Genomic DNA, 25860 nt, shown 5'->3' with positions numbered 1-25860 from the left:
GTAACTTATTGGTTACCCATACTTGCTGATTGGCATCTTTAGTGATGCTCATGCTGGGTATTTTCTTTTTCATCACCCAAATTCAAGGTTGGTGTATTGTCAAAGAAATTCCACGGTTTGATTAAGGTATAAACCCATTCGGTTGGCATAATTGGCCATTCTTCAGCACGTGCTACATGGGTTGTTCCTGTCGTCATCCAGACCACAAGGTCTTTATTCTCAATATTGTCATTGTTACGAATAAACTGTCCTAAACCAGTATCATGCGTTGAGCGATTTGAATATTTACCTTCAGGGTAGCGTTCATCGGCATTGTACTGCGTCACCCAAATTTGCTTATCCATAAAATTCAGGCGTTTAAATAGCCATTCATCTTTGGCAAAATTTGCCCCCTTCGCCACGGGGTGTGTACCGCCAGCAAACGGAATCAGCTGATAAGAAACTGGGTTACCGAGTTTATTTTCCTTATTAAAGTTGGTTAGCAAACGAATAGTCGACGGATCAAACTTTTCAGCGGCATTTTGCTCATTGCTAATCACCTGACTGTCAATTTGCATCGTACTTGTACGAACACCACCTCTGTCATTTACCTTCACGACAGGGTCCATATGCATAAAGCTATTATTTTCCCCATCAACATCCAGATCTAAACGGAAGTTATAGATATGTTGATGCGTTGTACCAACAATATTATGGTCAATTAACGTGCCGTATTTAGTGTCTTCTTTGGCAGTACTGTCATGCATAGTTCGCGCTTTAACCCCTTTAACAGCTTCAATTCCTGTCGCACCAGCATTAATTCCAATGACACCATTTTGAGCAAATACCCAATCAAACATATAATCGTAATTTCCAACCGTACTAATCCAACGCACTACAAGCTCACGGCGGGCTTCACTTGCATCCTGATCACCAAAAATTTCTTGATGCTTATACTCAGGTCCAGCATATCGCTCAAAAATTGCGATCGCATTTGGAATAACTTGGGGCTGCCCTTTATAGTCAGCAATCACAGCATCCAGTAAAACCGCATTTTCTGGCGCATCTGTTCCCATTTGAATCGATGAAGTGAGTGTTCCCATACCATACTCACCTGAGTCAAGATAAGATTTAAAGTACCATCCCATATCAGGGTCACCATATGGAACAACCATTCCACCAAGGTTGCCCTCATACATGACTTTACGCTTTACACCCTTATCTTTATAAGTCACGGTTGAAAGCTGTAAGCCAACACGAGAATCTAGTCCAACATGGAAACACCAGTTTCCCCAATGTACAGTTTGTCCAGTAATGGTGAAGTTTTTACCTTCAGGTTCAATAATGTTCAGTGGTTTAATTTTCGGGGGTTGCGTATTTTTAGTCGCATAAGGTCGATCTGCCATCGGAACGGGAATCATTGCCCCTTCTTCAATTTTAATAATTTTTTCTTTATCTAGATCAACCACAGCAACTAAATTTTCAATAGGATGTGCCCAATAGTTGCCATCGCCTGTATCTAAATATGACACGACTTTTAAAACGTTCAGTTGTTTGTCTAAACCATCCTTACCGCCAAAATATCCAACCGTTAAAGGATTGGTAATGACCTTTTTAACATCCGTTACACCTCGTTTACGTAAAGCTTCCTGATATTCTTTGCTTGACTCAATCACACGCTGGACTGTCTCGAAGTTATCTAGCAGGATCATTCCATGTGTATCTTTTAATACATTCCATTTTGTAACTTGCTGAGTATGAAGGTTCACCTCACCTTCAATCGCTTGATTACCTTTTAATAAAATAAAAGATGCTATACGGTCTTCTTTATAGTCTTTGTGGTTAATAAAATAATCCCACACTTTGGCTTTTTCAGGTTCTTTCAGCTTTAACTCGGCAAAACGCATATTTTTATAGGCATATTTTGAGCGATTAATACTTTCAAATGTTTTTTTGATTTCTTCTGTACTTAAACTATTGAGTGGGTGAAACGTGTTTTCAATTTTAAATGTTTGATCTAAGCCAGACTGAAATACTTCATTGAAAAAGTCTTTGCCAATAACAGGCTTACCCTCTTTAATAACTAATGGCACACTTAACTTTAACGGTTTACCATTGACTAAAACCTGATCTGAATTTGGTTTAGCTCTCACCACTATAGAGCCTTTGCTGATCATATACGTATTGGTAAAATCATCTTTTACAACTTTAGCGCCTTGCTCGCTCATGTTTTGATATAAAGGGACTAATTCCGCCTGTCCACCATGCGCATAAGCTTGTGTGTTCAGTCCCCAAAAGCTCGCAGCTATAGATAGGTTAAGCGCCAATATTTTTTGTATGTCATTGAATAATCGTTGTTTACGCATCAGTTTCATCCTTTTCATCTATCCCTAAACTATCTAAGACAGATAGTTAAATGCACATTCCTATGTGTGAAATTCGTGAGATAAACTGAATATTTTTAAGTTTATTCAGTCGTTCCTAACTGTTCTCATCGATTTAATTTCAACACACTTGCATGGGGCTAGCTTGTTCAGGAATGACCTCGAACTTGTCTAGAAGTGACATCAAAAAACAAAAGACTTAAGTCAACACATGCTCTCTAAATTCTTTAGGAGAGACACCATAGTTTTTTTTAAAGATTTTTGAAAAATGCGCGCCATCCCAAAATCCCCATTTCAAGGCAATTTGGGTAATTGAGCTTTGCTTATTTTTTTTATCAAGCAAATCTGTTTTAATTTTTTCTAAGCGTTTGAGCTGTATGTATTTGTTAATCGATAAATTTTCTTGAAGAAATAATCGATAAAGATGCCGTAATGATACACCAATATGCTCAGCAATCAGCTTAGGTGTCAGATCAGGTTTGGCTAAATTTTCAATAATATAGCGCTCTGCTTTTTCCATAAGATTATTTGAATCATGCATATTTTTATAATTAATTGTCGGCTTGATTAAAGCAATCAAGGCATCTTCAAAAGCATTGCCATCTTCAGTTGCATACCAAAGTTTAATGTTTTCAGCAGACATATTTTTCATAATATTTTTAAGTAAAAAACCACTCATATTTTGCGTAATGAGTTTGCCAAAATATTCAGAACTAATATTTTCTTTCAACAATTTTTCCCGCGACAAATGCACAGAAATTTGACTGACTAAGCCTTGTGGAAACATAGAAATTGTTTCAACTGGGTCGAGTAATACAATATCGCCCTCATTGAGACTCAAGGTTTCATTTTTATAGTTCAACTGTATTTTGCCTGAATACTGCAAAATCAAAAAACAAAAACGATTATTTACTCGATCGATTTCATCCGCTTTTCGGACAATTTTGTTTGCATTATTTTTAATAAAAGCGATCTCAGTATCGCCCAATAAAAAACATTCGACTTCGCCAATGAACAAATCACGGGTACCATCAAAATCTGTTTCAAAATTACCGCACACATTTTTGATATTACGCGTCCAAGTTATTAGTGCATCACGTACATACTGGTTCATCCGCTCACTTCCTTGTTTTACGGTTTAAACTGTTCAAAAATCGATATTAAATATACTTCTCGCTCATAAATTCTTTTGTTTATTATATAAATAGCGAATAGTCTAAAGCTGATAGACCATTTCAACCTATCAGCTTATTAAGCCTTATACAATCCCCGCAATATCCTTTAAAATTTTAATAAAAATTTCCTTTTCATTTTCAGGATATTTTTCAAAAACTTCATTTTGATGGCTATCGGCAATATCAAACAGATAATGTGCGGTTTTCTTGCCCTTTTCCGTTAACTTAAAAAAACCTTCCGTTTCAATCAATAAACCATCTTTTTTTAAGATAAGCGCAGCTTGTTCGATCTCACGCATCGGCATGGCAATATCACGTGGTAAATCTGCTTTATTGGATGCGGTACCACTGCCCAACACCAATAATAATCTTGCTTCACTGGTCCGAAATCCAGTGATTAACTGCTTCGGAATATAATCGGTCTGATAAAATTTAAACGCCCGACTCATTAAATAGCAGACATTACTATATAAATGCCCTTGATGTAATTCGCCTAAGTCTTCTGCTTCTACAGTATCTTTGAGCTGTAATAATGGATGAGGAATCACACCTGAATACGCGCCTTGGTGATACACCAACGGACTACGCCCTTGATCATGAAACTTAACAACTTTGCCAATAATAATCCAGTGATCACCACCTTCAATAATTTCATGTCGCTCACATTCAAACACTGCTGAACAATGGTCTAGAACTGGTGATTGGCCTGCACCAACCTGATAACTTGTACCTTCATACTTATCGATATTGCGACGGGAAAATTTATTGGATAACTCAATTTGAGAACCCGATAAAATATTTACCGCAAAATGCGTAGCTTGCTCAAATACAGAAAAACTCGATGATTTTTTATCGATACTCCATAAAATGAGTGGTGGGTCTAAAGACACTGAGTTAAAACTATTTGCAGTGACTCCAACCTTCTCGCCTTGCTCATTTTGTGCCGTCACAATGGTCACACCTGTAGCAAAATTACCCAATGCCCGTCTAAATTGCATTGGATCTATTTTGATTTCATCCATTGATTTTAATGAATTCATTATTCTCTCCTGAATCTTTTATCCTATTTAGCTCGGTATCTGAAATTGCTTCGTCCTGTTAAAAGCAATTAAATATCCAGTACCAATCGTGCTGACTTTGCACGGGAACAGCACACCAGTATTTGTTCATTACTGGCTTTTTCTTCATCAGTAAAATACACATCACGATGATCAGGCTCACCTTCGATCACATCGCACATACAGGTTCCGCAGACGCCCTGTTCGCAAGACATTTCAATCTCAATCCCTTCTCGTGCCAATGCTTGCAGAATGGTTTCTTCGGCATTGACCATGATGATCTTGCCGCTACGCTCAGCAACAACTTCAAATGCATCACCGTTGGTTTCAAGCTCAACCTGAAAATATTCCTTATGAATCTGTTGCTCAGGAAAATTTTGCGTCAATGCCAAATTAATCACCCAATCCATAAATCCATTGGGACCACAGGTATAGATATGGCTTGCTTTGTCTATGTCCTGAATGGCAGATTGAAAAAACTCACGATGGCTGGCCCCTTCCGATTTAAAATGAAAAGTGGTAAATGGCGCCAATACACTATTTCTAATTTCATCGACAAAGGCACATTGCTCTGGGCTTGCCCCACAATAATGCAGTTCAAAAGATGCATTTTCTTGTACCAATTGATAGGCCATAGTGATCAAAGGAGTAATTCCAATCCCCCCACCCACCAGTACAGCATGTTTGGCTTTGACTAATGGAAACAGGTTTTTCGGTTCGCTGACCTGTATTTGCATACCATCTTTTAAATCATCAAAAGCCGAGACTGAACCACCACGCGATTCTGGATCGCGTAAAATCCCCAGTCGGAATATGCCAACATCTTTTGGGTTTTGGCATAGTGAGTACTGACGCACCATACCATTGGGTAAGTGCACATCAATATGCGCACCTGCTTCAATTTTTGGTAATGTGGCAGAATTTGCAGATTCAAACTCCATGACTGCAACATTCCCACCTTCTACATGACGGTTTCTGACAACCACGTTATAGAGTGTAGCCATGATTTATCTCCCTTTTATGCATCTCGCCCAAGGCTTAACGCATAAATAATCCACCGTTAATATCCCACGTCGCCCCAGTGACAAATGCAGCGCTTGGGCTTGCCAACAAGGCACAGGTTTCAGCAATAAATTCCATGCTACCTAATGCTTTGACTGGGATATTTTGAATAAATTGCGCCATTTTCTCGTCAGATACCACACTGTGTACAATCGGTGATTCCATTGGCCCAGGTGCTATGGCGTTTACAGTCACGCCTTTAGCAGCAAACTCTTTGGCAAAGATTTTGGTCAAAGTCACAATTGCACCTTTGGTTGCAGCATAGTGTGCTCCTGTTGCAGTACCTCCATTTTGTCCTGCCAATGAAGCCATATTGACGATACGACCATAGCCTTGATCCGCCATATACTTGCCAATAATCTGACATGCTTGAAAGGTTCCTCGCTGATTCACTTGGGTGATCCAGTCGAAGTCAGCTGCAGAAATCTCTAAAACAGGGGTTGCCTTGGTGACCGTCGCATTATTAATCAACACATCCAATTTGCTGAATTTTTGTTGAATCCACTGCACTGCGGCATGAAAATCTTGCTCAACTGAAATATCCAGTTTTAACGCAAACATATTCTTCGCATTAGGACTACGTGCTTTGGCATTTTCAGCCTTTTCTAAGCTGCTGGCAGAGACAATCACTTGATGCCCCTGTGCTGCAAAATATTCGGCGATCACATTCCCTAAACCAGATGCTGCGCCCGTGACTAAAACAACCTGTTTCATTTTTTGCGCTCCTAGAGGATGTAACTGATACCCGCCAAAGTATCGGTCGAGTTGACTAAGTTGATAATTTTACGATTGATCTTAAAGCCTTGTTCTGGATCACGAACCAAATGAAAAATCACATCTGCGGTGTAATGTTTTAAGCTTTCCTTACGGAATTCACGGAGGTTTTGTGCACAGCGTAAAATGATTTCACCATCCTCATCTTTTACGACACGGATACGTGACACGCTACGGACGGTATTGGCTTTGGGTGCCGTCGAAATCGCTTCACCATTCTCCAAACGTTCAACCCGTAATGTACGCATATGATTGTTGTCATAGGCATAGTTCAAATTGTTTTCATAATCCTTGAGTGTCGGATCAATCGGAATGATATACACGCCTTTTTCATTCCAGAGATTGAGCCATTCACGGTATTCACTGTGATCTAACATGTCAGCTTCAGCCCAAACAAAAGCAGTCACTTCATTTAATAATTGCAAATTCATGTTCATGCTACTCTCCTTAAGCTGTCATCATCTTTTTCCACTGCTGATAAGCAGCGCGCATTCCAGTTTCTGCACTGACATCGCTCTTTAAGCCATCTTCAGTTTTTACTTCGCCGGGTAAACCACGGTTCAACATGATCCATAAATCATGACCAGCATTGGCACCATGTTGCACACGTTCCCACGCTTCTGAGTCATCAGGCGTACCGAAACCAAATGGACCTTGGAAATGTTCATGTAGACGTAAGCGATATTGATTGGCAATCTGTGGACCACCATCCATCGTGATCACAGAATGGTGAATTTCAGTTTCATTGACTGAAATCGGTTGCATAACACGGAAGAAGGCCATTGAACAGGCAATGTTCGGGAACAGATTTAAGTTAAAACCAGAGCCACCCACAGCACGTACAATACGGCGTACTTCAAGTTCTTCATGCCCTTCATCACGTAACGCTTGAGCAAGCTCTTCAAAACGTTCCTGAATTGGACGTTCCATCAACTCTTCATCTAAATCCACCAGCTCAGGAATCATCACCATGACACTGTGACCATTGCCTAAGTCTTCAACATAGCCAGGTTGATTTTCAAAGTTAAATAGCTCTTCAGTCTTCTCATCAACTGAACTTAAGAATGACTTATGTACCAGCGGGAAATGATAAGCATCGGTGGTATTTTCCAGCTGGATTTTCCAGTTGCCTGGGAAACGGAAACGATGTTCACCCAATACTTTAATTGGATAACCTGCGCCTTGTTTCATAAACAAATCAATCCATTTTTTCGCAGCGCCCAAGAAATCCGCTAAAGGTTCAATATCGTCTTTAAAGGTGGCGAAAATCATACCGTTGTATTCTTCAACACGTAGGCTAATCAATGGAAACTCTGATTTATCCAGACATTCACCATAACTTTCAGGTGAAGGTACACCACGTAATGAACCATCCAGTGCATAGCTCCATCCGTGATACGGGCAAACAAAACTATTGGTTTTGCCTTTTTTATGTTCACATACAGTTGCTGCACGATGGCGACAACGATTGAGCAATACATGGACTTTTTTCTTACGGTCACGTACAACGACCACAGGTTGCTTACCAATATTAATGGTTTTATAGCTACCACCATCTGGAATTTCACTGGCATGTGCCACCCAAACCCAAGTGCTGTAATAAATCTTTTCCATTTCATCATCAAAGACACGCGCATCTTTATATAAAGAGGTATGCGCACGATCACTTTGAACTAACTCGCTGTAATCAATGTTAATATTCTGCATTGGAATAATATTGTTCATATCCATCATCCTTTTCAATTTATCCATAACTTATTGCTGAGACGGTACTGGCAATATCGCTGTACTGTTCCAGTGAGACACGGGGCGACTAAAAATATTTTCAGTCTGAAAATGTTTGATCTTCCATAGACCATCGGTTTGCTGTTTAAATTTCACACTGAGTTTTGCGGCATTTAAATGGCTATCTCCATTGAGAAAGGTCGAGGTTTGCAACATCAACCAGCTTGCATTGGCCTGATCGCCTGCAATATAAATTTGTTCTGAGCTGACAAAATGCGCATTCATCACAAAATGTGATTCGGCTTGGGTATAGCTTTTAAACATGTCAAAAATGGCTTGCCATGAAGCATAGCGACCAAAAGATTGCGCATATTTCTCACCAATTCCTTCCCAAATACTGTCCTGATCAAATAAATCCATTAATTCATTGAGGTCAGTTTTGGCATTTAATCCATCACAAATTTCCATATAACGATGAATACAATTACGAATCGCATTTTGCGCTTCGAGCTGCTCTAAGCGTTGTAGGATAACGGTCAAATCCATCTGGCTATTCATGTCATATTCATCCTTGGACATCTCGTGATTTTTTAAATTCGGCTTATAAATAACCGGGTGCTGGCTGCATACCAAAGCTCACCAAAGCGGCATTTTGTAAAGTGGCATCACCCATAAAGGCATGCTGAGTCACCACATTGGTATCATTCACAAAACGGCTAAATGGGTTATGGGTATAAATTGCAGTCATGCCCGCCAGCATTTGAATTTTGCGCGTTACACGTGCGCAAACTCGAGCAACATGGGTACAAGACAAGCGCATATCACTGATCTGTTCTGGTGTTGGCGTACCACCTGCAATAATCTCATTCCAAACGATTTGCATAGTGTCGTAGAACCAAACACGTGCTGCTTTAAACTCAGCTTCGACTTGGGCAAATTCATATTGGGTGACTGGACGACTGGCAATTTCAGCACCACCTGTGATAGATGATTTGCCAGGTGCTAACTTTTGGAATTCTTCCAACGCTGCTGCTGCAACACCGATCCCGACCACAGTTAACACCTGTGTTGCCAATGACAGTGATGGATATTTAAAAAATGGTTCCGAAAGTTTAGACGGTTCACCACGGATAAAAGTCCAGTCATTGTTTACAAAGACATTATCCACCAACAGATCATGACTGCCTGTTCCCTTTAAGCCGACCGTATCCCAAGTCATTTCGATTTGCGCTTGTTTTGCAGGGATAATTGCTAAACGTGGCAGACCTTGTGTAGTGTTATTGACCTGTGGACTAATCCCCACCCCAATAATATCGGCCCCCATACACCCACTGGAAAATTTCCATCGACCTTTTACCACCACACCATCAGCTCTTAAATCTGCGGGTTGCGGTGGAAAAATACCTGCTGCAAATACAATATCTGGGCTCTCTTTATATAATTCTTCAAGTGTTGCTTCAGGCAGGCTCCCCAAATAGGCAGGGCTCATCCCAAAACTCGCAACCCAGCCCACGGACCCATCTGCTTTAGACAAACGTTCAATCAACTCACAAAACTGTTGAGGTGACCATTCATTGCCGCCAAAACGTTTCGGTACCAATGCACGATAGACACCAATCTGCTTTAACTTATCGATGATGTCTTGACTCACATACGCTTGGTTATCGAACTCGCCTGTACAAGCCCGTTCTCGAATCTCCTGACAGAGTGCTTCTAATTCCATTATTGTTGTGTCCATTACAAATTCCTTTGTCGATAAATTATTCATTACCCAACTCCTTGTCATTTATTGCGCGGCATCCACGATATATTTCGCAATTGCACACACCAGCTCATCCGAATTTCGTTTTGCCACGATTTGTAAACCCACTGGTTGCCCTTCACTGGTTTTGAGCGGTATTGAAATTGCAGGATGACCAGATAAATTGAATGGACGCACCAATGAGGTTAAGTTCAACAGTGCAACCATATGTTCTGCATCGATTAATTTGGGTGGGATTTCCGGAAGGGTTGGCAGTAACACAGCATCATATTTTTCCAATAAGCCATCAATTTCATTGATAAATTGTGCTTTGACCGCTTCAGCCTCTTTTACTTGTTGCACAGTGGTTTGCGCAGATTTGAGCAAGCGAGCATGGATATCGTCACCCAATAAACCGGTTTTGGTTAACTCGCCATACGCCTGCCAATTTTCATAATTAATGATTTGCATCCCTGCATCATAAGCAGGTTCAAACCATTCAGATTTCACTGGTGTAGCTGACAGATTCGCCTGAGCAAGAAATTGCTGAATACAGTTCAATACCGTTGGGTTCGCATTTACCTCAAGCCAAGCCAGTTTCGGCGTATGCACTAATTTTTCCAAAGCATGAAAGCTTGGATCAATTATCTGCATTGCGGTTTCAATCATTGCAACCGAAGCGGCAAATGGCCCCACGCAATCCAACGAACTCATGGTTGGATGTATCCCTTGACGACTGACGCGATTGAATGTCGGCTTAAAACCATACACCCCACAACATGCCGCTGGCATACGAATTGAACCACCAGTATCGGTACCTAAAGTAAAATCAGCCAGCCCCGCGGCTACGGCAGCAGCAGACCCACTCGATGAACCACCTGGAATAAGATCAGGATATTGAGGATTGATTGCAGTGCCAAAAACAGGATTGATCCCGGTAATACCAAAAGCCAACTCATGTAGATTGGTTTTTGCAGTAATTTGGCAATCCGCTGCCAAAATACGCTCTACCACTTCTGCATTTTTTGTTGCAGAAGGCTTATCCATCAAGGCTTTGCTCCCGATCATGGTCTTTAGACCTTGAATATCAATGGAATCTTTCACCATGACTTTTAAAGCACCGCGTCCTATTTGTACGTCTTGTACAACAATATTCATTCACTTTTCCATGTATTTTTGTACTTAATACCAATATCGGAAAAAGTAATGTAATTGTCAAGATGTTTTTATCAGAAAGAGCAAAGATTTTTTCTTTAATTTTTGTATAATGATGAATATTCATCTTTATAAAGTTATCACTTTGCTATGCTTACTCATTTAGAACAATTTCTACCTAATAATGAACCTAGCAGTTTACAAAGCTATCCTTTCTTTTGGATTTCTCAAGTGAATGGTAAATATACACAACTTATTGAAAAATCAATAAAAAAACTAGGTATCGACAATACACGTCGTAAAATCATTTTAAGTACCAATGCTTTGCAACAAGCCAGTATTACCGAAATTGCCAACCTCTCTACCCTTAAATTGACCACAGCAACCAAAGCCATTTATCGCCTAGTTGAAGATGATATTGTGCAGGTTTTTTCTTCAGAGTCTGATGAACGTATCTCGATGGTCAAGCTCACAGACAAAGGTAAAGAACTGGTGGAGCAGATCAATCAAATCAGCCAAGTGACTCTATCTGGGATTTTAAATGCCTTTGAAGATGAGGAATTACATCAGTTAAATGCACAATTGAAAAAGCTATTCAATTTGATGCCATCAAGCTAAAAGTTGTAAATAAATGCCCATTTGCTGAGTGCAATGGGCGAATTGTTCAGTTCATCACGTTGTGGACTGTAAAATATTAAACGGTGGTTTTAACTTACTTTTTTCAATTCGATCTGAAAAGGTCCGCAAAACATCTTGTTTATATTGATGAATATCCACATCCGCATAATTATAAAAACCCTGCTTTTCACGAAGGCCATTACGCTGCTGCCGCATATTTCCCGCAATAATTTCAGGTGTACGAAAACGCTCACCCAGCTCTTTTTGCAAATATTGCGAGGCATAATACAAGATATCACCACCGCCCCAATCAATAAACTCCAATAAGCCTAAAACAGAAAAACGCAAACCAAAACCGGTACGAATAGCAATATCAATATCTTCTGCCGAAGCGACTCCATCTTCAACCATACGTGCCGCTTCATTCATTGCCAAGGCCTGAATCCTTGGCACGATATAGCCCGCCTTGGCATTACAAACCACAGGTACCTTACCAATCACCTGTAGGAAATGCTTAAGCTGAGTCAGCACCTCATTTGAGGTCTGGTCAGAACGGCTTAATTCCACCAAAGGCATGAGATAAGCAGGATTTAGCCAATGTGCATTGACCACTCGCTCAGGATGCGAAATCATTTGCGCAATATCCGTCACTAAAAATGTGGATGTGGTCGAAGCCACAATACACTGCTGTGAAAGATATCGATCCAGCCAAGCAAAAATTTCTTGTTTGGCTTGTTTTACTTCTGGTACAGCCTCAAGCATCAACGCACAGCTTGGCAATATGCCTGTAGCAGCCTGTTTAGATAAAATTGCAACCTTATCCAAAATAAAGTCTTGCTGCTCCGCTTGAATAAACTGAATTTTCTCAAGCAACTGTAACTCTTGCTGTAAATCAGCACGAATTTGAGTTTGATATTGTTCAAATTCAGCTTCACTGCGTTGTTTTGCATCAATCAAATCAACGTTTAGTCCGGCATAGGCAAAAGCAATCGCAATGGCTTTGCCCATACGCCCAGCACCGAGCACTGCAATTTTTTCGATCATCTGCATTTTAGACTCCTTGTTGCAAAATCGCTTGCAGTTCTGCTGGGTTTTTATCCGCAAGACCTAAACGCTCAAAAGTACGTCCTTGTTGATATAAATCCTTACCCGTGACTGCTGACGCGATATTCAACAAGCCCTCAGCAACAGGGGTTGCAACACCTGCCCAACGTCCCACAGAAACTAAAAAAGATAATCCTAAACGAGTGTCTTCTAACATATAGCGATGTGAATCTAAATCGATATCCTCACGCCAGTCACCGCTGTCAGTTAATTTTCCATGTGCCCCACGTCCATACATCCATTCATCCCCCTCACCTTCACGATTATAATGATCCGCCAAAGGAAAATGTGGTGCGGCATATCCCAATGCTTCACGTACTTGCATTCGTTCCGCATCGAGTTGATTGGTGACACGACGAATTGAGGGTTGAGTACCTTCGTTATGAATATCCCACGCTTCAAAATGTTCAAGTGGACCCGCATTCATCAAAATTAAAGGTGGATGAATAATGGGTCCAGCATTCATCAATGCACCACTTAAGCTGTCCTCAACGGGTTCAACGCTAGGATAAGCCTGCTTAAGCACTTGAAATGCCTGTTGTGACAATACGCTTGGAAATACGCCTGTGGGTAAACGGGTCGCATAACCACTAATTACAATTTGATTCACCCCATGTTTACGCACCAAATAAGGCAAAGTTCCCGTTTCTGCAAATGCCACTTGCGCAGTGTTACCTGCTTGTTGCATCGCCTTGGCAAAGATAAAACTACCAAATGTCGCCGGTGGCAAGTACACCACTTGCCCTGCTTTAAAAAATGGCGCTGCTTGACGGGCTAAATCATCATGTGTGGTCGCAGGTAATGGAATAATAATTAACTCAGCATGTTCAATGGCACGTTGCAAATCATCAGACAAATTAATCTGACTCTTTTCAAAACCCACCGTCACAGTACGATCGCCCTGATAATCCTTAATCTTTAATTGCCCAGTGCCAGCAAGTTGTTGTAAAGCATCTGAATCACGGCGCCATAACAGCACCTCATGCCCTTTTTCAGCCATTTCTGCCGCAGCTGCATAACATCCATGACCGCCACCTAAAACTGTAATTTTCATCATTGCTCTTCCTGATTTATTTCAATTCATCATAGAAACGCAATAACCTGCTGGCTTATCCAAACACGCAACACGTGTTCAGTTTACGAAAGCATTGTACTCATTTGAACAGGACTCATTTTTAAAGTTTTAGAGGGCAAACACCCATAACGTTTTTTATACAGCATAGAAAAATGCCCTAAACTTTGAAAGCCGTGACGCAGCACAATATCCGTCACTGTTTCATTGGTTTGTGCATGCTGTAAAGCCAAATGTACCCGTTCAAGTCGCTGATCACGGATATACTCGACTGGGGTTTGTTGTAAATACTGACTAAAGCCTTTTTGCAATGTGCGGATCGACACCTCACAACACTGGCTTAAATCTGCTAATGAAATCGGTTGTTCTAAATGATTCTGAATATACTTTTGTGCTTTTTTTAGATATCCGGGCAAAATATGCTGTCTTTGCAAATTAAGCTGATCACTATAGTTATTTGGGATCTTTAATAAAATCAGTTCAATTAAATACTGGGTAAAACTCGCAGAGATAAAACTCCAATTTTGAATATGATAATAGGCATGGCACAAATAATTGAGGGTTTCAATAATCGAGTCTATGCCTTCCTCGGTACAGGACAAACTCATATCAAAGATAACCGGTTCATGACTGGTATGCCCCAACATTTTAAACAATTGGGTTTCTACATCATGTTGAGCAAGTTTTAAAATAATATTTCGGCAATGCTGATTGGTCTGGATTTGCTGTTGAGTATGTGGATGCGTAATTGACATAATCCCGACTGACTGTAGCACCTGTTGGTCTTCTATACCTACTTTACATTGACCTTCCAGTGTCAATCGAAATAAATAAAAATCAGAAACCTCATCAATGGTAATCATCACAGGTGCGCTATATTTAAGATCATACAAGGCACAATTTCCAAAGCGAAAACCATTTAAACGGGTATTTAACGGTTCACGCACTTCCACCTCAAAACGATGAGGGCTTAAATAATAACTGACCTGATCTTTAATGGTTTGATAATCATCCGATTTAAACAATAGCAGTTCATCCAGATAATCCAATTTGAAAAACTGTTCCATTCTTTCACTCCCTGATTATGGATTGACCAAACAAGTCACAAAGCCCATTACAAAGAATGGGCGCTGTGACTGATTGAGAACACCATTGGATTAAGAGGCATGTTCCTGCTGCATACTGGCGCTAAATGCCTTACAGCCCTTTTTCAATAAGATAAATGCCAACACACATGAAATCGTACCCACGATAGACAAAGACATCCCCACCATCAGTGGATTTTCAAAAATTTTATCTGTAATCAATGCCACCAACGTGGTACCGATCCCAACCGCAACCAAATTACTGATCAGCAAAAATACGGCTGAGATTTGTGCACGCAACTGATTCGGTGCCAGCATTTGCATTGCTGTGGTTGAAATTGGCATTGGGAAAGAGGCAAAAAACATGGCAGGGACCAGAAATACCACAGAAAGCCACAGCTCATTGACTTGGGTAAACACCATAATTGGTAAAATTAATCCCACGATTCCGATCACACCGGTAATCATTGGCGCGTCCTTACGTCCTTTTTGAATAAACCAGTCATTGAGCCAGCCTGCACAGAATACGCCAAGAATATTTGCCACCAATAACACCGTGCCTAGCATATAGCCTGCTTCTGTCGGTGTAAGGCCAAACTTACGCATGTAAAATGCTGGTGACCAACTAATCAAACAATACAGCGCCATTGCATAGAAGGTAAAACCTAAATAATGGCAAGTAAAAGTACGACTATGTTTTTTGATAAACTTAAACGCATCTTTCATGCTGGTCTTTTCAACTTGACCTTGTGCATTTAAGCGCTGACCTTTACGTTGCGGTTCTCTCACCGTAAGTAACACCAGTAGGCCAATAAATACCCCAGGTAAGCCCACGATAATAAATGCCGCCTGCCATGCTCTTAATGCACCAAATAAAGGAACCTGAATGGTGTCCATATTTTTAAGCAAGCCAATCACATAACCGCCGACCAGAAAAGCAATCCCTCCACCGACAAATGAACCAATTGAATATACTGCAACAGCACGGCCTAATTTGTCCTTGCTGAACATATCACTAAACATTGAATACGCTGCTGGAGATAAAGCAGCTTCGCCCACTCCAACCCCCATACGGCTTAAAAACAGTTGAATAAAGTTTTTACTTAAGCCACAGAATGCAGTTGCAATGCTCCAAAACACTACCCCGACTGCAATAATTTTTGGTCGAGAAAATCGGTCTGCCAAATAGGCCAGTGGCAGCCCCATAAAGGCGTAAAACAACGAAAAGGCGAGACCATGTAATAGACTAAATTGGGTATCTGACAATCCTAGATCAGCCTTAATCGGTTCAATCATCAGTGCCAGTATTTGCCGATCTATAAATGAAAATATATAAGCCAACATGCAAAGTGAAACAACATACCATGCATATGTATTTGAATGAGAGCCTGTTGGCTCTGGTGAATGAGTATCCATTTTTCTTCCTTGTCCATGCATTTTTATGATTGGTATCTTTAAGAAGATGTCGCGTATTTAAGGAAATATCCATTTCCTATCCACCTCCTTGATAAAAGCTTAGCTTACTATAGTTATTTTTACATGGAATTTTCCATGTTATTTTAAGTATATAGTTATACCTTTTACTTCACAATGCTCAACTCGAACAAATTTATTTTATTTAAAATAAGAGATATCAATAAGATATTATGTTTTATTTAATTTGAAATTATTTTTTGGAGCATCCTTGAAACATAGGTTAAAAATTTAATTTTAAAATAATATTGAATTTTACATTTATTTTTACATAATATAGAAAATACACCTCTCATAGGAAATGGATATGCCGCTGTCAAAACAAGATGCAATTGAAAGTATACATAGCATGCACGTACTGATTGAACGTATTTTTAACGGGAAACATACAGAACAAGATCTTCCCCTACTTATTGAATATTTTTCCGATCATTTTGAGATGGTCGGCGCAGCTGGAAAGCGTTTTTCCTTAGCCGATGTCAAAGGTCTGTTTAGCAATAATCAGGGCAAGATGCCAGATCTACAGATTGAAATTTATGATGAACAAATTTTGATGCAAAGCGAACAAAGCATTGTTCTCACCTATACTGAAAAACACACCAAGGAATCAGGAATTCTAGTTCGACGTTCTTGTGCACTGATTGAAGAAATTCAAGGAAAAATGCAGTGGAGTTATTTACAGGAAACTTTTTTACCTTAAATAGCGGTCAGTCATAATAACTCCATTATTCAATGCAACGCTTTAAGTTCAATAAGATATCAATTTAGAATATAAATGATTGAGTTGCGACTTAAAGCTTAGTCCCCTCGTTTTTGGCAAACACTTTGTCTGTTTTCATCCCCATCATTAAAATTTTACTTAAAAAACAAAATTACGGCGAAGTCCAATTCAAAAATATTTTTTATTTCAAAAGTATGCATCTTGTTATGTATAAAGCAGATTGAAAAATCCTGTCGCAATCTCCTCAACAAAAATGTATCTAAGCATTTAATCTGCATAAAGTGGATAAACACATGGAAAATCTGGATAGAGCCCTTCTTTAAATCGCGGTTCAATCAAACAAAGGACTGATTGGACAGAGGAAGAGCCCATGACTGCACGTAACCTCGCCGAATGGCAAAATTTTGTACACAGCTGTATCGATTTTCGACCAAATGATGGTGTTTATCGAATTGCTCGCGATATGTTTACCGAACCAGAACTGTTTGATCTCGAAATGGAGCTCATTTTTGAAAAGGTCTGGATTTATGCTTGCCATGAAAGTGAAATTGCCAATAACAATGATTTCATTACAGTACAGATTGGCCGACAACCGATCATTATCAGCCGTGATGGTAAAGGCGAACTACATGCCATGGTCAATGCCTGTGAGCATCGTGGTGCAACCTTGACCCGTGTGGCTAAAGGCAATCAGTCTGTATTCACCTGCCCGTTTCATGCTTGGTGTTATAAGTCCGATGGGCGTTTGGTTAAGGTCAAAGCGCCAAACGAATATTGTGAAGATTTTGATAAATCCAGCCGTGGTTTAAAACAAGGCCGTATCGCCAGCTATCGTGGATTTGTTTTTGTCAGTCTGGATACTCAGGCCACAGATTCACTGGAAGACTTTTTAGGTGATACTAAAGTGTTTCTTGACTTGATGGTTGATCAATCACCAACGGGTGAGCTTGAAGTATTACCAGGTAAATCTGCTTATACTTTTGCAGGTAACTGGAAACTACAAAATGAAAATGGTCTGGATGGCTATCACGTTAGTACTGTGCATTATAATTATGTTTCCACCGTTCAACATCGCCAGCAAGTTAACGCAGCCAATGGCAGTGAACTTGACACACTTGATTATAGTAAATTAGGTGCGGGTGATGCCGAAACGGATGATGGTTGGTTTAGCTTTAAAAATGGACATAGTGTGCTGTTTAGTGATATGCCAAATCCAGCGGTACGTCCTGGTTATGATGTGGTGATGCCTTATCTGCTGGAAAGGTTTGGGGAAAAGCGCGCTAAATGGGCCATGCACCGTTTACGTAACCTCAACCTTTATCCAAGCCTGTTCTTTATGGATCAGATCAGTTCACAACTGCGTATTGTCCGTCCTGTGGCATGGAATAAAACCGAAGTCATCAGCCAATGTATTGGTGTCAAAGGTGAATCAGCGGAGGCACGTCGTAACCGTATTCGTCAGTTTGAAGACTTTTTCAATGTATCAGGATTGGGTACACCAGATGATCTGGTGGAATTCCGCGAACAACAAAAAGGCTTTCAGGGCCGTTTAGAACGCTGGAGTGATATCTCACGCGGTTATCATCAATGGAATTATGGCCCATCACAAAATTCACAAGATCTTGGTATTGAACCCGTGATCACAGGGCGTGAATTTACTCATGAAGGGCTATATGTCAACCAGCATGGTCACTGGCAACGCCTGCTCCTCAATGGACTCAATAAAAAAGCACTTAAGATGCAAGAAGTCACTTTTTTAAATCAATCTGTTACGGATGAGGTGTAACCATGTCTCTAGAACTTCATTTTGCAGTGTCTCAATTCCTTTATAAAAAGGCGGAACTGTGTGATCGCTATGATTGGGATGCTTACCTCGAACTCTATGATGAAGATAGTGAATATCATATCCCGCAATGGATTGATGACCATCACTACGTTCAAGATCCCAATCAAGGCTTGTCCTATATTTATTACCCCGATCGTTCAGGACTTGAAGATCGTGTGTTCCGTATCCGTACTGGAAAAGCAGCTTCTGCAACGCCTTTACCGCGCACTCAACATAATATTCACAATGTACAAGTAAAGACTCAAGAAGATGGTTTGGTTGAGGCAAAGGTAAGTTGGCGCACGCTTTATAATCGTCAGGGCCTTGAAGGATGCTTTTATGGTCATGCCACTTATTTGCTCCGTCCAACTGAAGATAGTTTCCGTATTCGTCGTCAACACAGCGTATTGCTTAATGACAAGATAGATTCAGTTCTCGATTTCTATCACGTCTAAGGAGAAATACAATGAGTCATTCTGTTGCACTCAACTTTGCCGATGGTAGAACATTTTTTATCGCAGTACAGGAAGACGAATTGCTGTTGGACGCAGCGGTTCGTCAAGGAATCCACCTCCCGCTCGATTGCCGTGAAGGTGTTTGTGGAACCTGTCAGGGGAAATGTGAAACGGGTATTTATGAACAAGAATATGTTGATGAGGATGCATTAAGCGAACGTGATTTGGCTGAACGTAAAATGCTGGCTTGCCAAACACGGGTTAAGTCTAATGCCGCTTTTTATTTCGATCATAGTTCCGAAATCTGTAATGCGGGTGAAGCTTTAAAAATCACCACGGTGGTTACTGCTGTTGAATTGGTTTCAGAAACCACCGCGATCTTGCATCTCGATGCCAGTAGTTTTGACAAGGAACTGAATTTTTTACCAGGTCAATATGCACGTTTACAAATTCCAGAGACTGACGATTGGCGTTCTTATTCATTTGCCAATCGTCCCAATGCCAACAATCAACTTCAGTTTTTAATTCGTCTGCTGCCAGATGGTGTAATGAGTAATTATCTCAGAGAACGTTGTCAGATTGGACAAAGCCTGATGATGGAAGCACCTTTAGGTAGTTTTTATCTACGTGAAGCTGAACGCCCTCTGATCTTTATTGCAGGTGGTACAGGCTTATCGGCTTTTTTAGGTATGCTCGATAATATTGCCGATCAACCAAATCAACCCTCAGTGCAACTCTATTATGGCGTCAATACAGAAGCCGATCTATGTGAACAAAAGCGTTTGATCGCCTATGCATCAAAGATCAAAGACTTTAGTTATCATCCAATCATTTCAAGCGCCTCAGAACTATGGCAAGGAAAATCAGGCTATATCCATCAACATCTGGATAAACAACAACTTCAACAACAACGCTTCGATATGTACTTATGTGGCCCGCCACCGATGATCGAAGCCGTCAAATCTTGGCTAGATGAACAGTCTATCGAAGATTGTTCGATTTACAGTGAGAAGTTCTTACAGAGCAATACAGTAAGAACTTAGTTTTAACAACAAAATGTGTGTCATATCTTAAGATATGACACCAACTCACAGCAGGATTAAGCTCAAGATGATTCAAATCTTAATTGAGCAACAAAACTTATTAAACAGCGAAATCATAGGATGATTTATTAATGGAATTTGGATATTTTTTCTACGTCGTCTGAATATTTCAGTTTTGTGATATCCTGATATTCAAAATAATATAAGGATTTTAAATATAATCATATTATTCAGTAAGTTAAACCAATAAAAACAACCAAAAATAAATTGATCATTTTAGTCAGATTTGCTATACATAGAGATAGATCTTAAGGAATAGGATCATATAAAGAGTACAAAGCATGATCAACGCTATCCTTTATTTTTTAAAAATACCATGATGTTTTTATTGATTTGATCACGCCAAACTAGACTAAAAATATGTTGTATTGAGGTATTTTACTTGGTCTATTTTTTGCTTAACTCTTTATATCACTGCCAGCCACTTAAAGTTTTAAGTATTGTTTAGTGCATTTTTAATCAGGTCATCATGTGACATAAAGATTAGCTGTAATAAACAAGCCAGCCAAAAGGAATATTTATGAGTCAGGTCGATCCTACTATGGAATTCAATGGACGTCATTTACAGCAATGCCCCATTTTTTCATCACAAAACTTAGTCTTTCAGCATCAAGACTTAGGCGAAACCTGCAAAAGTGTTGGGCAAATCTTCAAACCACATCTATTAAAAATCGTACAACAACAAAACGATTTTCACTCATCCATGCACCATCTTAAAGCAGGACGATTATCCATCAGTCGTCTGGAATACAGTGCCGATGTCTATATTGAACCTGACCATTTAGAAAAATTTTATCTGATTCAAATCCCAACACAGGGATATGCAGAAATTGAAATGAATCAACAAAAATTTATTTCTTATCCGCAAGTTGCCTCTCTAATTTCACCCGAACAATCGCTAAAAATGCGCTGGCATGCCAACTCCCCACAGCTGATTCTCAAAATTGATAAAGATGACCTTTTACAGCACTGCCGCCAGCATCTTCCAGACGCACAGCAGCACCCTCCTATTTTTGAACCCAAGCTTGATCTTTCTACCCAAGGTGGTGCTTATTTTTTCCAATTGATGCGTACATTGATGGATGCGCTTGCTTGTGAACAGCATCCTTTGCATCACCCAATGGCATTTAAGCAGTTTGAATCCAGTCTATTTAATGCCCTGATTTACGGCCAAGCCAACAGCTTATTGCATCAAATCGATCAGTACAGAGAAAAAGCCATTTCACCTTATTTTGTCAAACGTACTGAAGCCTATATGCGTGAAAATCTACACGCAAATTTAACTATTGAACAATTGGCTGAACAGGCAGGCGTAAGCGTACGTACATTATTTGCAGGATTTAAAAGCTTTTTAAACACTACTCCAATGTCATATTTAAAAGAGTTGCGTTTTGAACAAGCGCATATGGAACTCCTACAAAATGAGCATGTCTCAGTCACAGATGTCGCGTTTAAATGGGGCTTTAGTCATCTTGGGCGTTTTTCTCAGGAATATAAACGTCGTTATGGTGAATTGCCCTCTTGTACACGCCGTAGCACCCTTGAACAGCAAGATTTAAGGTTTAAGCCGTATTCTTAAGCAACCGATGATTTTTAGTTAAAGAGATTTTATTCATTATAAAAAATTAAAAAACCTATTTAAACGTATCTAAATAGGTCAAGTATATCTGTCAGTATGTTGCCATAGCGTTTCAAATCAGAAGTGATGAATATAACGTAATTGCAAACGAGTTCCTTCAGGACGATTTTTTGCATCCTGTTCAAAATAGGCATTTGTCACGATATGATCATGTTTAGAAAAGCTATACATCGCCCCCGGTCCAATCGCCCACACTTGTTCACGTGTGCCTGTTAATTTTTCACCCTCTACTTCCGTGTCAGTCATTTGCTTGAGCCAGTAACCATTGATCCCTAAGCGTAATTGTGGTGTAAGTGCATAGTCTGTTGCAAAATTGGCATGGATCGCTTGCCCTGCCTGAATATCATCTGCAAGACCAAAGCTATAATTTGGATCATCATTTTTAAAATTGTACAAATAGTGCAGACGTGTAGAAACTGTCCACTTTGGATTAAACCAATAGGTTGCTGCCCAGTATGGATCAAATGAGATGGCATTATTGCCCGGATTAATATTTTTATTCTGATCATATTTCCCTGTTGGTAAATTGACCTGAAATTCAAAACGTTGTACGAATTTGGGCCCATCTTTGCCCATGACTGGGTCAAACTGGATGAATGGCCCAATCATCAGATCACCAAAACCCCCTTGGGCTTTAATCGCGGCATTATTTAAACCATCATCCATATCCATTTTACTGACAAATGGAATCAGCACATTCAATCCTAACGATGCGTGTTCACCTACACGCACATCGGACAGATAACTAACTTGTTCAACAATGACTTGATAATTTAAGTCGGTCTTGGGTAAAGCTAACCGATGAGCTTGATTGTCTTTTAACTTGTTCGAATCATAATTTTGCAGATACGTTTGAGAATACCACCCCGGCCCAGCAGGCAGTCCACCATCCAGAAAACTGGTCATGCCCAGATTCACTGTCGGCAAGTCATATGCCTGTGCTGCAACCGCTGTTAAGACCACTGTTCCAGCAAGAAAACCTCTTTTGATCACATTATTTTTCATTTTCGATCCCCGAAAAAAATCACGATCAAAATTGATCGTGATTGTTGCTGTTAAATACTCAGTTCTGGATGCGCTGCAGCAATACGATACTTGCCCGCATGAAACACCAAAGGCTCACCAATACGATGTTGATAATGTTCAATCTGACCAATAAAAATCAGATGATCCCCCCCTTCATATTGATTTACGTTTTTACATACCAATGTTGCCAATACATCTTCTAGTAACGGTAAACCGCGCTCACACTCACGATGTGCAATGTTGGCAAACTTATCCTCTGAACCACGGGCAAAATGCCCTGAAAGTGAGTGATGTTCTTGTGCCAGCATATGAATCGCAAAATATTCGGCCTCAGTAAAATCCAATAAGCTTGGTGCAGTCTTTGACAAACTCCATAAAATCAGCGGCGGATCGAGTGATAGTGAAGAAAACGAGTTGGCTGTCATCCCAATTTTTCGTCCATCTCGTCCACGGGTTGTAATCACCGTAACCCCTGTAGCGAACTGCCCTAACAGGTTGCGGATTTCTCTTGGATTTTCCGTATCAATCGGTTTTAAATCCAGTTCCTGCGATGTGTTGATATTCATAACATTCACCTTAGACTTTGCTTCCCTGTTAAGCCACTTTTTGACAGCTTTTCGATTCGATAAAATGCTGCGCCTGTTCTGGATCAAACCACCATGGAGCAAAATTGCGTGGATTATCAAAATTATTGGCAATACTCGAAGCAATGGCATGGTTCTGCTCAGCCGCCGCCAAAAGCTCAATCATGTGCGGTTGTGGTGGCAACAATAAACTGTTGGTCCAAGCCACGACTTTTTCGGCATATGCCCAATAACGTTCAAATGTCTGTTGCATCCATTCATCTGTAAATGTTTGATTGTCATGCGCTAAAATGGCATCGAAATAAATTTTGCTACACTTGGCGGCATTGTTTGAACCTTGCCCAGTGATTGGGTCGTTCACCACTAACGCATCGGCCATACCAAAAACTTTACGACCAGATGGCAGGGTTAATATCGGTTTACGCACTCCCGGTGGAAAACGTCCAGACAGATAGCCACCAGCGTCGGTTAATTCAATATTTTCACAACGTGCTGCTTCCCAAGGCACATATTTGTTTAAAATATCTTTACTCATTTGCAAATGCTGTTCTGGTGTTTTTGCATCTTGCCAGCAATCCATCGGCCCACCGGGAATGCCTTCAAACACCATAATTTCACAAGCACCTGTAACTGTAAGCGCAGGAAAACAGAAATATTCACCCACTTCTGGAATCACATTAAAAGTCACCCGAGAATACGGCAACATCTGCTTCATACCTGTTACATAGGTCAAAGCAAGCGCGCGTTGTGGCTTATCAAAACAACTACGTGCTTCATCACGCTCGAACTGTTTAACCACTTCCCCCTTACCTGCGGCCAGTAAGACCAGCTCATATTCAGCAGTGAGCTGTTCCAGTTCATCTATTCCAACATCTTGAATAATCAACTGACCACCACGACGCTCAAACATTTCCATCCAGTACGGCATCTTGACGCGCTGATCTACCGATTGTGCATAACGCTCCAATCGCGCACTCCATGCAAAGGCAGGCTGTTTTGTTTCTGGGTTGACCAGTGTAAATCCAATCCCTTCAACCGCTGGACATTGCTCTTCCCAAAAATTAAGTCCAACATCACGCTCTGTTTGCAAGGCCGTGTGAAACATACACTGACTCGACATGACCTTGCCCTGACGAATTTCATCACCAGTACGGTTGGTGACAATCGTCACCTCATAACCTGTGTCTAATAATCCTAAACCGAGCTGCAATCCAGATTGACCCGCTCCTACTATAGCGATACGACGCATCATGGTTCTCCCATATTTTTTAATTCATTGAGTGTTTTAAATGTTTGATTTGCTATCACGCTTCATCGGCTAAACGTTGAATAGCAGGTTGATTCCCTTCAGGCCCCATGACGGAGTAACCACCATCGACGGCATAATCTGCGCCTGTCACAAAACTTGCGGCTGGCGAGAGTAAAAACAGCACCACATTGGCTACCTCTTCGGGATGACCTAGACGTCCCAGTAAATGGTAGTCAGCTGCTACGGCATCAGCTTTGATTCGGTTATTGCCACTGACATCGGCAATCACCCGTGACCATGTCCAACCAGGTGATACCGAATTAACCCGTACCCCATCTGCTGCAAAATCCATCGCCATGGACTGGGTGAGTTGTCGCATCGCTGCTTTTGAAACGGGATAAAGCCAGCGGCCTGTTTGCGCAAATTTGGCGGAGATCGAGGTGAAATTGACAATCGCACCATGCTTGGTTTTTAAATCCTCATAAAATGCACGGGTCAATTCGACTGCCGAAAGCAGATTAATATTCAATGCTTGTAACCAGTCTTCACGTGAGGATTTAAAGCCATCATCCAGATAGGTACAGGCCAGATTGACCAAGTAATCAACTTTGCCAAAGCTGTCGTGAATTGTTTTTACTGCGTTTACAATCGCCACATCACTGCTTAAATCAGTTTGAATAAATTGCGCCTGTCCGTGCATGGCATCCGCCACTTGCTGTCCTTGTTGGTCAATATCCAGAATAATGACTTTTGCACCTGCATCGACCAATGCTTGAACTACGGCCTGACCAATCAGGGTTGCGCCGCCACTGACCACAGCGATTTTCTGATTCAATTGAATATCCATATTCCA

At 40.6% G+C, this 25860-nt stretch carries 24 protein-coding genes; 6 read left to right on the top strand and 18 right to left on the bottom strand.

Annotated elements, in window-relative coordinates; translation table 11 throughout:
* Positions 1-38: 38 nt before the first annotated feature.
* The 10 genes from tynA to M2R48_RS07540 form a co-directional block, all read right to left on the bottom strand.
* Positions 39-2354, bottom strand: coding sequence for a primary-amine oxidase (gene tynA, locus M2R48_RS07585; RefSeq protein WP_262085648.1), 2316 nt, complete (start codon positions 2352-2354; stop codon positions 39-41).
* A 208-nt stretch (positions 2355-2562) separates the two neighbouring features.
* The gene (gene feaR / locus M2R48_RS07580) at positions 2563-3477 is read right to left on the bottom strand and encodes a transcriptional regulator FeaR (protein ID WP_262085647.1); all 915 of its coding nucleotides are present in this window, start codon (positions 3475-3477) and stop codon (positions 2563-2565) included.
* 144 nt (positions 3478-3621) lie between these two features.
* The gene (locus tag M2R48_RS07575; RefSeq protein ID WP_390883196.1) at positions 3622-4581 is read right to left on the bottom strand and encodes a p-hydroxyphenylacetate 3-hydroxylase reductase component; all 960 of its coding nucleotides are present in this window, start codon (positions 4579-4581) and stop codon (positions 3622-3624) included.
* Positions 4582-4646: 65 nt separating this feature from the next.
* Positions 4647-5600, bottom strand: a complete 954-nt coding sequence (locus tag M2R48_RS07570) for a PDR/VanB family oxidoreductase (protein ID WP_166782742.1) — start codon at positions 5598-5600, stop codon at positions 4647-4649.
* A gap of 34 nt (positions 5601-5634) precedes the next feature.
* Positions 5635-6372, bottom strand: a complete 738-nt coding sequence (locus tag M2R48_RS07565) for an SDR family NAD(P)-dependent oxidoreductase (RefSeq protein ID WP_262085645.1) — start codon at positions 6370-6372, stop codon at positions 5635-5637.
* Between the two features lie 11 nt (positions 6373-6383).
* Complete coding sequence (locus tag M2R48_RS07560) at positions 6384-6869, bottom strand: aromatic-ring-hydroxylating dioxygenase subunit beta (protein WP_004721595.1); 486 nt, start codon at positions 6867-6869, stop codon at positions 6384-6386.
* Positions 6870-6879: 10 nt separating this feature from the next.
* Positions 6880-8157, bottom strand: a complete 1278-nt coding sequence (locus M2R48_RS07555) for an aromatic ring-hydroxylating oxygenase subunit alpha (RefSeq protein ID WP_262085644.1) — start codon at positions 8155-8157, stop codon at positions 6880-6882.
* Between the two features lie 30 nt (positions 8158-8187).
* A complete protein-coding gene (locus M2R48_RS07550) occupies positions 8188-8715 on the bottom strand; it encodes a nuclear transport factor 2 family protein (protein ID WP_004721599.1) in 528 nt (175 codons plus the stop codon).
* Between the two features lie 43 nt (positions 8716-8758).
* On the bottom strand, positions 8759-9925 hold the full coding sequence (locus tag M2R48_RS07545; protein ID WP_262085643.1) for an acyl-CoA dehydrogenase family protein: 1167 nt from the start codon (positions 9923-9925) through the stop codon (positions 8759-8761).
* An 18-nt stretch (positions 9926-9943) separates the two neighbouring features.
* Complete coding sequence (locus M2R48_RS07540; RefSeq protein WP_262085642.1) at positions 9944-11056, bottom strand: amidase; 1113 nt, start codon at positions 11054-11056, stop codon at positions 9944-9946.
* A 147-nt stretch (positions 11057-11203) separates the two neighbouring features.
* On the opposite strand from M2R48_RS07540, the gene M2R48_RS07535 reads away from it, so the two are divergent.
* Positions 11204-11671, top strand: coding sequence for a MarR family winged helix-turn-helix transcriptional regulator (locus M2R48_RS07535; RefSeq protein WP_004721604.1), 468 nt, complete (start codon positions 11204-11206; stop codon positions 11669-11671).
* 54 nt (positions 11672-11725) lie between these two features.
* Here the strand turns inward: M2R48_RS07535 and M2R48_RS07530 are convergent, their stop codons facing one another.
* The 4 genes from M2R48_RS07530 to M2R48_RS07515 form a co-directional block, all read right to left on the bottom strand.
* Complete coding sequence (locus tag M2R48_RS07530) at positions 11726-12721, bottom strand: 3-hydroxybutyryl-CoA dehydrogenase (protein ID WP_262085641.1); 996 nt, start codon at positions 12719-12721, stop codon at positions 11726-11728.
* Between the two features lies 1 nt (position 12722).
* Positions 12723-13829, bottom strand: coding sequence for an NAD/NADP-dependent octopine/nopaline dehydrogenase family protein (locus M2R48_RS07525; protein WP_262087463.1), 1107 nt, complete (start codon positions 13827-13829; stop codon positions 12723-12725).
* Between the two features lie 83 nt (positions 13830-13912).
* Entirely contained in the window at positions 13913-14914 is a 1002-nt protein-coding gene (locus tag M2R48_RS07520) for an AraC family transcriptional regulator (RefSeq protein ID WP_262085640.1), read from the bottom strand.
* A gap of 90 nt (positions 14915-15004) precedes the next feature.
* Positions 15005-16348, bottom strand: a complete 1344-nt coding sequence (locus M2R48_RS07515; protein ID WP_262085639.1) for a spinster family MFS transporter — start codon at positions 16346-16348, stop codon at positions 15005-15007.
* Positions 16349-16712: 364 nt separating this feature from the next.
* On the opposite strand from M2R48_RS07515, the gene M2R48_RS07510 reads away from it, so the two are divergent.
* The 5 genes from M2R48_RS07510 to M2R48_RS07490 all read left to right on the top strand — a co-directional run bounded on the left by M2R48_RS07510 (position 16713) and on the right by M2R48_RS07490 (position 22088).
* Positions 16713-17105, top strand: coding sequence for a hypothetical protein (locus M2R48_RS07510; RefSeq protein WP_004820393.1), 393 nt, complete (start codon positions 16713-16715; stop codon positions 17103-17105).
* 391 nt (positions 17106-17496) lie between these two features.
* Positions 17497-18912, top strand: a complete 1416-nt coding sequence (antA, locus tag M2R48_RS07505; RefSeq protein ID WP_262085638.1) for an anthranilate 1,2-dioxygenase large subunit — start codon at positions 17497-17499, stop codon at positions 18910-18912.
* A 2-nt stretch (positions 18913-18914) separates the two neighbouring features.
* Positions 18915-19406, top strand: coding sequence for an anthranilate 1,2-dioxygenase small subunit (gene antB / locus M2R48_RS07500; RefSeq protein WP_056515392.1), 492 nt, complete (start codon positions 18915-18917; stop codon positions 19404-19406).
* Positions 19407-19417: 11 nt separating this feature from the next.
* Positions 19418-20449, top strand: coding sequence for an anthranilate 1,2-dioxygenase electron transfer component AntC (gene antC / locus M2R48_RS07495; protein ID WP_262085637.1), 1032 nt, complete (start codon positions 19418-19420; stop codon positions 20447-20449).
* Between the two features lie 580 nt (positions 20450-21029).
* A complete protein-coding gene (locus M2R48_RS07490) occupies positions 21030-22088 on the top strand; it encodes an AraC family transcriptional regulator (RefSeq protein ID WP_004721620.1) in 1059 nt (352 codons plus the stop codon).
* A gap of 117 nt (positions 22089-22205) precedes the next feature.
* Here the strand turns inward: M2R48_RS07490 and M2R48_RS07485 are convergent, their stop codons facing one another.
* Genes M2R48_RS07485 through M2R48_RS07470 form a run of 4 tightly spaced genes read right to left on the bottom strand, consistent with a single transcriptional unit; the run spans position 22206 to position 25854 of the window.
* Positions 22206-23153: a transporter gene (locus M2R48_RS07485; protein ID WP_262085635.1), complete on the bottom strand. Its 948-nt coding sequence runs from the start codon at positions 23151-23153 to the stop codon at positions 22206-22208.
* 50 nt (positions 23154-23203) lie between these two features.
* Positions 23204-23740 carry a flavin reductase family protein gene (locus tag M2R48_RS07480; protein WP_004721623.1) on the bottom strand — a complete coding sequence of 179 codons (537 nt, stop codon included), beginning with the start codon at positions 23738-23740 and terminating at the stop codon, positions 23204-23206.
* Positions 23741-23768: 28 nt separating this feature from the next.
* Complete coding sequence (locus tag M2R48_RS07475) at positions 23769-25007, bottom strand: styrene monooxygenase/indole monooxygenase family protein (RefSeq protein WP_262087462.1); 1239 nt, start codon at positions 25005-25007, stop codon at positions 23769-23771.
* A 55-nt stretch (positions 25008-25062) separates the two neighbouring features.
* A complete protein-coding gene (locus M2R48_RS07470) occupies positions 25063-25854 on the bottom strand; it encodes an SDR family oxidoreductase (RefSeq protein ID WP_262085634.1) in 792 nt (263 codons plus the stop codon).
* Between the last annotated feature and the right edge of the window lie 6 nt (positions 25855-25860).

The organism is Acinetobacter sp. I-MWF (assembly GCF_025433935.1).
Lineage (GTDB): Bacteria > Pseudomonadota > Gammaproteobacteria > Pseudomonadales > Moraxellaceae > Acinetobacter > Acinetobacter guillouiae.
The sequence above is the reverse complement of the archived record's forward strand: the minus strand, read 5'-3'. Positions and strand labels throughout refer to the sequence as shown.